The organism is Gordonia sp. CNJ-863 (assembly GCF_001942325.1).
GTDB lineage: Bacteria > Actinomycetota > Actinomycetes > Mycobacteriales > Mycobacteriaceae > Gordonia > Gordonia alkanivorans.
This window is the reverse complement of sequence record NZ_MKKG01000013.1, coordinates 85,090-97,902: the sequence shown is the minus strand read 5'-3', so window position 1 is coordinate 97,902 and position 12,813 is coordinate 85,090. Positions and strand designations below refer to the sequence as shown.

Here is a 12,813-nt window from a genome sequence, read left to right as displayed (position 1 = left end):
GGTCCTGTCGGTGTGAGTGATGAGGTGTAGGGGCTTTCATCTTCACACCACAGGACCCGCCCGCATCCCCGGCTCGCCGCCGCCGAACCCGACCTACATCTTGTGCCCGGTAGAACCCGTTCTACGCACCGTCAATCAGGAAGAGCCAGTAAAGTCTCGCCCACGGCGGGACGTGGCGATCGGGCCGCGGCCGGGGGGATCGGACGAGACAGATGATGGAGTGTTGAACCGCGACGCAACGGTGATCGCGGTCTCGGTGGACCCCTATCACCGCGCTGTCGTCGCCTACGGGCATCAGGCCGCCGTGTCGATCGCCGAACGGTTCGTCGAGCAGGTCCTGAAACCGATCAGTCCGCGCGCCCGGTTCGAACGCCGCTCGGACCTGCAGTGGCTGATCTCCCTCTCCGTCGACGACGGCGGCCACGACGCGCTCATCGACGCGACCCGGCGCAAACTCGGCGCGCACACCGTCAGCGACGGCGATCGCAGCGCCTTCCTCGACGTCTGCATGGGTGTCGCCATAGGTGCAGACCTCCGCGCCGATGAGGCCGACCTGGTGCGGCACGCCGACGCCGCCCTGTGCGTCGCGCTCACCCGGCGGGTGCACGTCGAGTTCGCGCACCCGAGCATGGTGCGGCAGATCAGCGCGGAGGTCGACCTCGCGGCCTGGCTCACCCGGTCGGTGGAGCGCGACTTCTCGGTCTTCTATCAACCGATCGTCGCGATGGCGGACCGGCGGGTGGTCGGTTATGAGTCGCTGCTGCGGTGGCACACCGAATCCGGCGTTCTCGCCCCCGATGCGTTTCTCGCAGTGGCCGAGGGTATCTCGCTGCTCGCGCCGATCGGGCGGCACGCCATCGGGGAGGCCATCCGGGATCTGGCCACCGACATCACCGAGACGGCGGGGGACGAGGCCTTCGTCTCGCTCAACCTCTCGGGACAGCAGCTCTCCGACGAGGGTCTCGTCTGCTACATCGACGGTCTGATCCGCGACCACCGTGTCGACCCGGCGCGGGTGTGGATCGAGGTCCGCGAGGATCAGGTGGTCCGGCTCGAGACCTCGGCGGCCCGGACCGTCAACGGCTTGCACGACCTCGGGTGCACGATCTGCGTCGACGACCTCGGCGCCGGTTTCTCGGCCCTCCGCTACGTCCGCGATCTGCCCGTCGATGTCCTGAAGGTCGATCGCACGCTGATCGCCCAGCTCGTGCACAGTCATTCCGATCGTGCTGTGGTGCGGGCGATCTCGGAGATGGCGGCGGCCACCGGATTGCGGATGGTGGCCGAGGGCATCGAGAGTGACGATGTGCTGGAGGTGCTCACGGAGTTCGGCTTCGACTATGCGCAGGGATTCTTCTTCGGTCGGCCCGAACCGCTGGCCACCTGGACGGGGCGGTAGGCCGGACCACAGCACGACGATGGCCCCGAGGGCCAGGCGACAGCGAAGGGTGGCGACAGCGGCGGGCCGGTGCGCCGCGAACGGCACACCGGCCCGTCGCTGTGGTCCCCGATGATTTTCGGGGAGAGGGTTTCTCGGACTACGTGGCGGTCGAGGTCTCGATCGCCTGCTGATGGTTGATGCTCTCCACCTCGATGCGGCGCGGTTTGGCCTTCTCGGCCACCGGGATGGTCACGGTGAGCACGCCGTTGTCGTAGCGGGCGGAGATGCCGGCACTGTCGATGAGGTCACCGAGGGTGAGCTGGCGTCGATAGGTACCCGAGAACCGCTCGCTGGCCAGCCACTCGACGCCCTCGTCGGACGGTGCAGATCGCTGGGCGGACAACGTGAGTACGCCGTTGTCGACGCTCACGTCGATCGAGCCCGGGTCGGCGCCCGGCAGGTCGGCGACGAGCATGTAGTGGTCGTCGACCTTGTAGAGGTCCAAGGGCATGAACTTGGGAGTACGCGCGGTTCCGGCAGTCGAACCGGTCAGCATGCCCCGGGCCCAGGCATCCATGTCGGAAAACGGATCGAAACGCAGCACAGCAGTTCACCTCCTGTCTCACAAGGGCTGCCCGCCACTCGTCCGGCGAGCAGCTCAACGCTGTACTGACATCGAAGATAGCACCGGATTCCGCACTCGTCTAGCACTCTCGGGTGGAGAGTGCCAGACGATTTCCCGGCGGTGTCCGCCGACCTTGCTCAGCCGAGTTCGGTTGCGTCGATGGTGAATCCGGCGTCGCGGAGGCGATCGATGAGGGCATCGCCCATCGCCGCCGCGGTCGTCAGGACACCGGTGCGAGCCGGCAGGCGGTCACGGTCGAGCGCGAGCGCCAGAGCACTCTCGGCGAGCATCACGGCGGTTGCCTTGTATCCGGGGTCGCCCTGGGCGCGCATCTGTGAGCGGTAGCGACGGCCGGTGGACGTCCGGGTGAACGTCTCCACCACGAAATATCCACTGTTGCGGGACTTCTCGCTGGGGCCGTCGCCGGGCTTCGGGAGAACGCGGTCGAGGAGGCGGCGGGTGGGGCCGAAGCTCATGGCACCCATGAAGGCGCCGGTGCCCACGGCCACCGCGCCGGCGGCCAGGGTCGACACGGCCGGGACCCCGCCCACGTTCATCGTCTCCGCATAGTGGAAGTTCGAGCCGTAGGCGTTGTCCAGCAGCGCATTCGACCGCCGCACGATCCGGGTGTTGTGTGCCGCCATGAAGAACGGGGCGAGCGTGCCGCGCAGCGACGGGTCGACCTTCTTGGCGTTGATGATCGACAGGTCGCTCGGCTCGTCGGACAGGCTGACCCGGGGGACCTCACCGGGGCCGCCCGAGAGGGCCTGCGGGTTGAGCATCAGGCGCCGGGCCTGAGAGTTCTTGGCCTCGTCGGCGATGACCCGCATCGAGTCGATGGTGCCGCCGGACAGGCCGCCGCGCATCGACTTCACCACGAGCGTGGTGTCGGTCATCTCGCCTGCCCCGTCTTCGGTGACCTTCTTGTAGAGCGCATAGGTGGTGATGTCGGACGGGACGGAGTCGAAGCCGCAGGAGTGCACGATGCGCGCACCCGAGGCGACTGCGGTGTCGTGTGCCTTGTCGATGGAGTAGCGGACGAAGGGGACCTCGCCCGTGAGATCGACGTAGTCGGTCCCGGCGGTCGCCGCCGCGACGACGAGCGCCTCGCCGTACTTGAGGTAGGGGCCGACCGTCGTGCAGACGACCTGCGTGCGGGCGACCATCGCGTCGAGCGCGGCCGGCGAGTTGGAGTCGGCCACGATCAGCGGCCAGTCCCGGGCGCGGAGCGGCAGGCGGTCGCGGACCTTGGTCAGCTTGGACTCGTTGCGGCCGGCGAGCGCCACCTTGGTGCCGATCGGGGCGTGGTCGGCGAGGTACCGCGCGGTGATCTCGCCGACGAAGCCGGTGGCGCCGTAGACGACGACGTCGAACTCGCGGCCGTGCGAGCCGGCTGCGGACTGGTTCTCGTTGCTGTTTGTCTCGGTGTTGGATTCCCCGCTCATCCTTCCGACCTTACGTGGGACGCCGGTCACATGTGACCAGGGAGTCAGTTACTTTCCCCGACCACCACGCCGGGAGGCGGCACGCGCGGCGAACGGCGCCACGAACAGCATGAGGAGGACCCGCAGGATCTGCGCCGCGACGACGAAGGCCACGTTGCCGCCGGCCCCGGTCGCCGCCGCCAGGACGGCATAGATGCCGCCCGGGGTGGTCGCGAGGTAGCAGTCGAACATCGACTCCCCGGTCCACGCCGACAGCGCGACACCGAGCAGCGCGCACCCGACACCGATGGCCAGGATCAGGACGAGCGCATACGGCAGGACACGCCCGATCGCGCGCAGCCGCTCCATGGTGAAGCCGAGCCCGGCCTGCCAGCCGATCAGCGCATAGGCGACGGTGAGGAGGATCGGGGACACTGCGGCGTCGCCGGCGATGCCGGCGAGCTCGGCGGCCGTCGACAGTGCGAGCGGGCCGAGCAACCCGGCGGCCGGGAGTCGCAGCAGTCGACCCACCGGGATACCGACTCCCAGGCACACGACGAGCAGCAACAGCCCCCACGCCTGGTCGGTCCACGACGCCGGGACGACCTCGACCGCGCCCTCGCCGGCCCCGAAGACGAGGGAGGCGACGAGCGGGATCGTGACGGTGACGAGCGCGACGCGCAGGTACTGGATGACCGCGACCATCCGTTCGTCGCCGCCGAACTCACGGGTGAGGGCGACCAGCCCGGAGGCTCCGCCGGCCACCAGTGCGAGCGAACCGGTGAGCGGGTCGACGTCCCGGTGCAGACCCAGGAGTGCGCCGCAGATGACCGAGATCGCCAGGGTCGCGACACCGATCACCAGCACCGGGAACCACGTCGAGCCCAGTCCGCTCAGGGTTTCCGGCTCGGCCATCGTCCCGATGTACACGCCGAGCACACCCTGGGACGAGACGAACGCCCAGCGCGGCACGATCGGGGCGTCGGGGTCGTCGTCGGAATTGCGTTGCCGGGGTGCACGACCGGCGATGGCGAGTAGGCCGGCGACGACGAGACCGGCGAACAGGGCCGCCGCGTCGACGTCGAAGAACTCGAGGATCAGCGTCGCGGCCGCGGTCAGGAGGGCCAGCAGTGTCCAGCGACGCATTGTGCCCACAGTAGGGCAGCACCTCGACGTCGGCCGTGCGAGGTCGAGGTTGGCGGGCCGGGATCAGGCGGGCTGAGCGGTGCCCAGGCTCAGTGCCCCATGGGGTTTCGGGACACCCGGTTGATAGAAGGAGTCGACGGTGCCGAGCGCGAAGCCGGCCGCGGTCAGTTCGGCACGGACGTCGCGGGTGAGATGGCAGCCGCCGGCGACGCGTTTCTGGATCGGCTCGAGCCGACGCTGCCACGTGCGCACCTTCTCGTCGGGGGCGAGGCCGTGTTCGAGGAAGGCCAGGGTGCCGCCCGGTCGGAGTACGCGCCGGATCTCGGCGAGGGCCGCGCCGAGGTCGGGGATGGTGCACAGGGTGAAGGTCGACAGCGCGGCGTCGAAGGATTCGTCGTCGAAGGGGAGCTTCTGACCGTCGAGGCCGGAGCGCTCGATCGGCACGCTCGATCCCGCGACGCGGTCGGCGGCCATCGACCAGCCGACGTCGGAGGGTTCGACCGCGGCGACCTCGGTGATCGTGTCGGGGTAGACGCCGACGTTGAGGCCCGAGCCGAAACCGACCTCGAGCGTCCGACCTCTCAGCGGAGCGCAGGCGCGTTGCCGCAGCGGCGTCAGCGCGGACATGCCGCAGGTCATCTCGACCAGATGCGGAACGATGCGGTCACCATAGAAACCCACGTGACCAGCGTAACGCCGCTCCCCGGCGCATCGCCGGGAGTTCGAGTCCCTACGCTTGAGGAATGAATCGACCGGTTCCGAATCCCTCGACGCTGCAGGCGCGGGTCATCGTCGACGAGATGATCCGGGGTGGTGTGCGGGAAGCCGTGCTGTGCCCGGGGTCCCGGAACGCGCCGCTGGCCTTCGCCCTACACGCCGCCGACGCGACGGGCCGGCTGCGGCTGCACGTCCGCATCGACGAGCGGTCGGCGGGCTATCTGGCGTTGGGTCTCGCGGTGTCGTCGAAGGAACCGGTGCCGATCGTCATGACCAGCGGCACGGCCGTGGCTAATATGGGTCCGGCGGTCTTCGAGGCCAACTACGCCCGCGTCCCGCTGGTCGTGATCAGCGCCAACCGGCCCTATGAGCTGCTCGGATCGGGCGCCAACCAGACCGTCGAACAGTTCGGTCTCTTCGGCACCCAGGTGCGTGCCGCGATCAGCCTCGGCCTCGCCGAGCGTGACCTCGACACCAACAGCCAGTGGCGGTCGGCCGTCGGTCGTGTGCTCGCCGCCGCGCGCGGTGCACGCACCGGCAACGCCGGTCCGGTTCAGTTCGACATCCCGCTGCGGGAACCCCTCGTGCCCGATCCGGACGAGGTCGGAGACGACGACCTGGGCTCCTTCGCCGGACGTCCCGGCGGCCTGCCGTGGACGCAGGCGCCGGTCGGCAAACTCGACGTCCCGCTGCCCATCGACCTGTCGCTGGACACGGTCGTGGTGTCCGGTCACGGCTCCGGTGAGCATCCCGCGCTCGCCGACGTGCCGACGGTCGCCGAACCGACCGCGCCGCATCCGGCAACGCCGCTGCACCCGCTCGCACTGGACACTGTGCGACCCAAGCAGGCGATCATCTGCGGCCGTCCGACGCTCCATCGCGGGGTCTCGCGGCTGCTCGCCGACCCCGAGGTCCGGGTCTACGCGCTGACCACCGGCCCGCGCTGGCCCGACGTCTCGGGCAACGTCTTCGCGACCGGCACCCGCATCGAGGTGGTCGGCGAACCGCGCGAGGACTGGATCAAGGAGTGCGGCGCCGTGCAGGAACGCGTGGCCGGTGCGGTGGAGGCCGAGCTCGACGAACCCGGTCCGACCACCGGGCTGCACGTCGCCCGCGCGGTCAGCGCCGCGATGGCACCGGGTGACCAACTCGTCGTCGGGGCGTCGAACCCGATCCGCGACATCGCGCTCGCCGGACGGGTCGCCGAGGGTGTGCGCGTCCTGTCCAACCGTGGCGTCGCCGGCATCGACGGGACCAATTCGACGGCGATCGGCGCCGCACTGGCCCTCGACCACGAACGTCCGGGCGCTCGCACGATCGCGCTGATGGGGGACCTGACGTTCATCCACGACGCCACCGGCCTGGTCATCGGGCCCGGGGAGCCGCGGCCCGACTCGCTGCGGATCGTCGTGGCGAACGACGACGGCGGCGGGATCTTCGGCCTGCTCGAACAGGGCGACCCGCGCTACAACGCCGGGCAGTACGCCGGCGCCTACGAGCGCGTCTTCGGAACCCCGCACCGCACCGACATCGCGTCGATGTGCGCCGGCTTCCACATCCCGCACCGGCGCGTCGGCGTCGACGAACTGCGCAGCGTCCTCGCCGAGAGCCCGACGGCCGGCGGCATCGAGGTGATCGAGGTCGCCACGGATCGGGACCGGCTGCGGTCGGTGCACGCGGCGATCGCGGCCCGTCTGAAGGCGTCGGCGGTCTAGACTGCGCGACGGCGGTCCCGTACCCGCCGCGGCGGCCGGTTACCCTGAACGGCATGAATCCGGTGATCCAGCGACGCGTGCAGCTCGGGCTGCTGGTCGTCGGGATCACCATCACCGCGATGGCGTTCTCGCTCGTCGCCGGCTGCTTCAAGAACGACTCCGCGATCGAGGCCAGCAAGGCCACCGTGATGGCCGAGGTGGTCTCGGTGGACGCGCTGCACGCCGCAGTCGACTTCCAGACGCCCGACGGCTCGTTCCACAGTCCGCGCTTCGGTCTGCTCTATCCCACCGAACTCAGCGAGGGCCAGCGGATCAGCATCGAATACGCCGCCTATAATCCGGATCTCGCGCGCCCGACCGGACGCACCGCCATGCTCTCGATCATCCCGGGCCTGTCCGTCGCCGTCGTCGGCTGGGTGGTCGTCGGCCTGCTGATGGTCGGGGTCGCGGAGTTCAGCCGGCGCCGGAACCGCCGGACCGCGGAGACCGCCGGTGACACCGAACCTTCCGACGCTGATTCTTCCGGCGCCGATTCTGCCGGCGCCGACGAGGAGTCCCTCAGCCCGCGATGACCGTCGTGGTCCCTCCGGAGATCACGAGTGCTTCGTCGTCGCGCAGGAAATGCAGCCGATGGTCGGCGAACTCCTGCCGCGTCCGATCGATCCGGCCGCGTCCGCCGACGGTTCCCTCCGCATGCGGGACAACCGTGACATCGATGAGTTCGAGGCCGGTGGTCGAGGTCAGGGGCGCTGCCTCGGCCGGGTCGTCGAGTAGCGCGAGCGGCGCGATGTCGGGGCCGGTGACGCACGCCCCGGCACTGACGCCGATGTAGGGCAGTCCGCGCCGGACCGCGTCGACGAGGGCGCGGTCGGCACCCGCGTGGCGGAGCGCGCCGAGAAGATGGAAGACGTTGCCGCCGGACACGAACACCGCGTCGATCTCGCCGAGTGCTCGGGTGAACGTGGCCGCCGAGACGAGTTCCGGATCGACGTCGACGACCTCGAAACCCTGATCGCGGAGGCTGCCGCGATCGAGGTCGAGCCAGGCCTGGTCGGGGTAGATCGACGACGCGGTCGGGATGAAGCCGATGCGGGCACCGGCGCCGACCCGGGGCACGAGGAAGTCGCGCACCGGGGTGAGCCAGCGGCTCAGCAGCAGTAGGTCCATGTCGGGCACACATCCACTGTGCACCGGCGGCGCGGGTCGTCGGGAATTCACCAGGCGTTGCGCATCGAGTCACGCGCTTCGCCGCTGCCGGACAGATCCGACGCGCAGGGTCGGGGTATGCGTGTTGCGATCGTCGCCGAGAGCTTCCTGCCGCAGATGAACGGGGTCGTCAATTCCGTTCTGCGGGTCGTCGAACATCTGGAGTCCACCGGCCACGAGGTGGTCGTCGTCGCCCCGGACACGCCGCGGGGATGTGCGTCGGCACCGCGGACCGTCGGCCGGCGCACCCCTGTGCATCTGGTGCCGGCCGTGCGGGTTCCGCGGGTGACGTCCCTGCCGGTCGGGGTGCCGATGCCGGTGCTGTATCGGGTGCTGCGCGACTTCGCGCCCGACGTCGTGCACCTGGCCTCACCCTTCGTGGTGGGGGCTGCCGGGGCGGCGGCAGCCCGGGCGCTGGGGGTGCCGACGGTCGCGGTCTTCCAGACCGACGTCGCCGGGTTCGCCTCGGCCTACCGGCTGGGTGCGGTGGAGAAGGCGGCCTGGCGGTATACCCGGAAGCTGCACGAGATGTGCGATCTGACCCTGGTCCCGTCGACCGAGACGATGAACGCTCTGACCGCACGCGGGGTGCCGCGGTTGCGGAGGTGGGGCCGGGGCGTCGACCTCGACCTGTTCTCGCCCGACCGGCGGGACGAAGCGCTGCGGACCGGCTGGCTGCGTGGCCGCGAGGACGCGCTGGTGTGCGGGTTCGTCGGGCGGCTCGCGCCGGAGAAGCAGGTCGAGCGTCTGGCCGGCCTGTCGGGGAGTCCGCGGGTGCGGCTGGTGGTCGTCGGCGACGGTCCCGAACGTGCCCGACTCGAACGGCTGCTGCCGGACGCGGTGTTCACCGGCGAACTCCGGGGAGAGGCGCTGGCGCGCGCCTACGCCTCCTTCGATGTCTTCGTGCACGCCGGCGAACACGAGACGTTCTGTCAGACGATCCAGGAGGCGATGGCCAGCGGCCTGCCGGTCGTCGCGCCCGACGCCGGTGGGCCACGCGACCTGGTGACGCCGTTCCGCACCGGCTACCTGCTCGAGGTCGCGCGCTTCGAGGACGCCCTGCCCGCGATCGTCGACTCGCTGCACGACGACGCGGTGCGTGCCGCATTCGGCCGGGCGGCGGTACAGGCGGTGCGAACACGCACGTGGCCTGCGGTGTGTGCCGAACTCGTCGGCCACTACCGGTCGGTGACGGGTGCCGGGGTCGCGGCCGAGTTCGACCGACCCGCCTGAGCGCGACCAGAATCGCCGGGCCCACCTCGCGGTCGTCACACCGTCGGCGCGCGGTAGCGTGACTCCCATGGCATCGACGGGCGCGAACCCACCTCAGCGAGCAAGTCTGGAGAAGGATCCGGCCGAGGTCGCGGCCATGTTCGACGGCGTCGCCCGCCGCTACGACATCACCAACACGGTGCTGTCCTTCGGACAGGATCGCGGGTGGCGCAAGAAGACCCGCAAGGCGCTCGATCTGCGCCCGGGCGACATCGTCCTCGACCTCGCCGCGGGAACCGCGGTGTCGACCGTCGAACTCGCCTCGTCGGGTGCGCATTGCGTCGCCGCCGACTTCTCGCTCGGCATGCTGAAGGCCGGCGCACACCGCAACGTACCCAAGGTCGCGGCCGACGCGTTGTCGCTGCCGTTCGCCGACAACTCCTTCGACGCGGCCACCATCTCCTTCGGCCTGCGCAACGTCAACGACGTCCCCAAGGCCCTCGCCGAGCTACGCCGGGTCCTGAAACCCGGTGGGCGACTGGTGATCTGCGAATTCTCCACGCCGACGCTCAAGCCGTTCCGGACCGTGTACATGGAGTACCTGATGAAGGCTCTCCCCGCGGTCGCGACGAAGGTGTCCAGCAGTCCGGCCGCGTATGTCTATCTCGCGGAATCGATCCGGGCCTGGCCCGACCAGTTCGCCCTCGGCGACCTCATCCGCGAAGCCGGTTTCGACCAGGTGCGCTGGCAGAACATGACCGGCGGCATCGCCGCGATTCACTCCGCCCGCGCCTGAGACTCCTCGCCGACTGCGGCGGCGAGGGGGTGGTCAGGAACCGGCGGCCTGCTGCGCATCCTCGGTGAGGAGTTCGTGCGGAACCGGGCAGCCTGCGGCGCCGGCCTTCTCGCCCTTCGGTGCCGGGCAGCCCGCGCCGAAGGTGCCGAGCTCCTCGAGGCGGTAACCGTTGGGGTAGCTGCGGATCTGCTTGGTCTGGCGGCCGAACAGCGGCTCGGCCCGCGGCGGGAAGAACAGCCGGATCGCGAGGCCACGGGCCTTCAGGCCGCCGCGTACCAGGATGCGTTCGACGAGGGTCGGCTTCGGGTACTTGAACGCGGTGAGCAGGCGATCGTCCATGAGCGCGAACGACATCCGGCGCACCACCGCGCGGGGGAGCAGCTTGTAGGGCATGAAGGTGCCCAGCAGGTCCAGCGTCGAGTCCGCGACCGCCAGGGCGTCGGCGCTGAAGGCGAAGTTGGCCGTCTCGTAGTCCTCGTAGAACTGCTTGAAACCCTCGTAGGTTTCCGGGATGTCCTTGATGCCCATGAGCTGCCCGACGCGGCGGTAGTAGTTCGTGAGGCCGCGGACCTCGTGGTTGGTGAGCTTGCGCCACTCGTAGGCGTTGACCCACTCGACCGGGCACACCACGAAAGTCGAGAGCACGTAGAGGAAGTCGCCGTTGGGGATGTCGTACATGCCGTGCATCTGGTTGATGCGGCGGATGCCGGCGCGGCCGAGGGGGCTGTCGACGCCGTGCTCGATCGGGGCGTCGAGCAGGAGCACCGTGTCGTCGTAGCGCTTCTGCGTCGACTCGGTGAACTGGCTCGTCTTGTACAGCAGGTCACCGATGGACGGCACCGCGTACGTGCGGAACAGTGCGAAGCTCAGCGCCTGGGTGATGCCCCAGGGGAACTCCTGGGTGGCCAGCGCCCGGGCGACGGCCGTGGGGTCGTGGTCGGCGTCCATGCGATCGATGTCGCCACGCAGGTGATAGCGCTGCGCCACCCGGTTCTGGACGGCGTGCTTGGCGCGGGTGGCGAGAGTGGATGCGGTGGACATGTTCCATCTCCAGGGTCGGCGGGTGGTCTCGATTGTTGCACGGTGTGGTCGGCGCCACACTGTTGGAACAGTACCGCCTCAACGTCTCATTAGGTACCGGGGGTGGTGAGACGTCGCAGATTTTCCCGCGGGACCAATTCCTTCCCGCTTGCCGGACAGCGCACGCGGGAAGGAAACGACACCGCGGGAGGGAAACCCGCACGCGGGAGTTCGGGCCCTCAGGCGAACGGCGGCCGCGGATCGATCCGGTTGGAGACGCGGCCCACGGTCCGCCAGGCGCGGGCCACGAGGTCGGTGTCCTCGTCGGTGATCAGATTGCCCATGACACGGACGACCAGCGACATCAGTTGCGGGGAGCGGATGCCGGGACGGCCGAGCGTGGGCACGGTCTGCGGCATCGTGAGGAGTCCGGCGAGGCGTCGGGCGGCGGAGAACGCGAGCCCGTAGTGGCCGACGAGGATGTCGCGCCAGCGGTCGGTGTAGTCGTCGGCGCCGAGGAGTTCGACGGCGAGCCGGGCGGTCTCCATCGCGTAGTCGATGCCCTCGCCGTTGAGCGGGTTGACGCAAGCGGCGGCGTCGCCGATGAGTACCCAGTTGCGGCCCGCGACGCCGGTCACCGCACCGCCCATCGGCAACAGTGCCGACGCGATGCGGACCGGCGGTCCGTCGAGAGCCCACTCGTCGCGGACCATCGTCGCGTAGTGCTCGAGGATCGGCCGAAGGGCCATGTGCGCCGGGCGTTTCGACGTGGCCAGTGCCCCCACGCCGACGTTGACCAGACCCCCGCCCTCGCTGCCCAGCGGAAACACCCAGCCGTAGCCGGGGAGGAGGTCGCCGTCGGGGCCGCGAAGCTCGAGATGTGAACCCATCCAGTGGGAATCGGCCCGGCCCGACGGTGCGTACGCTCGAGCCGCGACACCGTAGGCGGTGTCTCGATGCCATTCGCGCCCAAGGGCTTTGCCGAGTCCCGACCGCACCCCGTCGGCGACGATCAGGTCGGTCACCCGCACGGTATGGGTGGTGCCGCCCGCGAAGAATGTCACCGCGCCGACCCGGTCGCCGTCCATCGTCACGTCGACGGCCTTGGCGCCCTGGACCATGGCGACACCAGACGACACCGCGTGCGCCCGGATCGCATCGTCGAACTCGGTCCGTGCGACCGCGCTGCCGTACGCGGGGAAGCGGCCCGATGGCCAGCGGACCTGCTGCCGCGCACCCCACCCGTTGAGGAGTAGGCCGTCGATGCGGGGCCGGTCGGCCACCAGCGAACCCAGGCCGAGTGCGTCGAGTTCGGCGATCGCGCGCGGGGTGAGTCCGTCGCCGCACGTCTTGTCGCGCGGGAACACCGCGGCGTCGACCAGGACGACGTCACGACCGGCCGCCGCGGCATGTGCTGCCGCCGCCGATCCGCCCGGTCCCGCGCCGACCACCAACACGTCGGCGTGATCGGGGAAGGAGACATCCCGGGGCGTCGATTTCTCAGGGCTCACCCGAACAGTATGTCCGTACCCCGGACCGGATAGGCTCGGCAGGCAGGTGGGGTTACGAGG

General features: G+C 69.9%; 12 protein-coding genes. 5 read left to right on the top strand and 7 right to left on the bottom strand.

The genetic code is table 11. The annotated features are described in order from the left end of the window. The first annotated feature begins 223 nt into the window (after positions 1-223). Positions 224-1,399: an EAL domain-containing protein gene (locus tag BJF87_RS09070; RefSeq protein ID WP_035753421.1), complete on the top strand. Its 1,176-nt coding sequence runs from the start codon at positions 224-226 to the stop codon at positions 1,397-1,399. Between the two features lie 139 nt (positions 1,400-1,538). Here BJF87_RS09070 and BJF87_RS09065 read toward each other — a convergent pair whose 3' ends face one another. The 4 genes from BJF87_RS09065 to BJF87_RS09050 all read right to left on the bottom strand — a co-directional run bounded on the left by BJF87_RS09065 (position 1,539) and on the right by BJF87_RS09050 (position 5,257). Then, positions 1,539-1,985: an Hsp20/alpha crystallin family protein gene (locus BJF87_RS09065; RefSeq protein ID WP_006358197.1), complete on the bottom strand. Its 447-nt coding sequence runs from the start codon at positions 1,983-1,985 to the stop codon at positions 1,539-1,541. 158 nt (positions 1,986-2,143) lie between these two features. After that, positions 2,144-3,451 (bottom strand): trans-acting enoyl reductase family protein, encoded by a 1,308-nt coding sequence (locus BJF87_RS09060; protein WP_006358198.1) that lies wholly within the window; start codon positions 3,449-3,451, stop codon positions 2,144-2,146. A 48-nt stretch (positions 3,452-3,499) separates the two neighbouring features. Next, positions 3,500-4,576 (bottom strand): AbrB family transcriptional regulator, encoded by a 1,077-nt coding sequence (locus BJF87_RS09055; protein ID WP_006358199.1) that lies wholly within the window; start codon positions 4,574-4,576, stop codon positions 3,500-3,502. 63 nt (positions 4,577-4,639) lie between these two features. Then, positions 4,640-5,257, bottom strand: a complete 618-nt coding sequence (locus BJF87_RS09050; protein ID WP_035753291.1) for a class I SAM-dependent methyltransferase — start codon at positions 5,255-5,257, stop codon at positions 4,640-4,642. A 62-nt stretch (positions 5,258-5,319) separates the two neighbouring features. Here BJF87_RS09050 and menD point away from each other — a divergent pair, with 62 nt between their 5' ends. Beyond that, entirely contained in the window at positions 5,320-7,008 is a 1,689-nt protein-coding gene (gene menD, locus BJF87_RS09045; protein WP_035753289.1) for a 2-succinyl-5-enolpyruvyl-6-hydroxy-3-cyclohexene-1-carboxylic-acid synthase, read from the top strand. Positions 7,009-7,061: 53 nt separating this feature from the next. After that, on the top strand, positions 7,062-7,580 hold the full coding sequence (locus BJF87_RS09040; RefSeq protein ID WP_006358202.1) for a hypothetical protein: 519 nt from the start codon (positions 7,062-7,064) through the stop codon (positions 7,578-7,580). On the opposite strand, the gene BJF87_RS09035 is transcribed toward BJF87_RS09040, so the two are convergent. Then, positions 7,567-8,184, bottom strand: coding sequence for a Type 1 glutamine amidotransferase-like domain-containing protein (locus BJF87_RS09035; RefSeq protein ID WP_035753286.1), 618 nt, complete (start codon positions 8,182-8,184; stop codon positions 7,567-7,569). The two genes, BJF87_RS09040 and BJF87_RS09035, sit on opposite strands and share 14 nt — an antisense overlap. Before the next feature lie 108 nt (positions 8,185-8,292). On the opposite strand from BJF87_RS09035, the gene BJF87_RS09030 reads away from it, so the two are divergent. Together BJF87_RS09030 and BJF87_RS09025 are read left to right on the top strand one after the other, a co-directional pair. Further along, positions 8,293-9,447, top strand: coding sequence for a glycosyltransferase family 1 protein (locus tag BJF87_RS09030; protein WP_040004055.1), 1,155 nt, complete (start codon positions 8,293-8,295; stop codon positions 9,445-9,447). 67 nt (positions 9,448-9,514) lie between these two features. Beyond that, the gene (locus BJF87_RS09025; RefSeq protein ID WP_005199624.1) at positions 9,515-10,222 is read left to right on the top strand and encodes a demethylmenaquinone methyltransferase; all 708 of its coding nucleotides are present in this window, start codon (positions 9,515-9,517) and stop codon (positions 10,220-10,222) included. A gap of 33 nt (positions 10,223-10,255) precedes the next feature. Here the strand turns inward: BJF87_RS09025 and BJF87_RS09020 are convergent, their stop codons facing one another. Together BJF87_RS09020 and BJF87_RS09015 are read right to left on the bottom strand one after the other, a co-directional pair. Beyond that, positions 10,256-11,263 (bottom strand): oxygenase MpaB family protein, encoded by a 1,008-nt coding sequence (locus BJF87_RS09020; RefSeq protein WP_006358205.1) that lies wholly within the window; start codon positions 11,261-11,263, stop codon positions 10,256-10,258. A 218-nt stretch (positions 11,264-11,481) separates the two neighbouring features. Further along, positions 11,482-12,753, bottom strand: coding sequence for a geranylgeranyl reductase family protein (locus tag BJF87_RS09015; RefSeq protein ID WP_035753282.1), 1,272 nt, complete (start codon positions 12,751-12,753; stop codon positions 11,482-11,484). Positions 12,754-12,813: the final 60 nt, after the last annotated feature.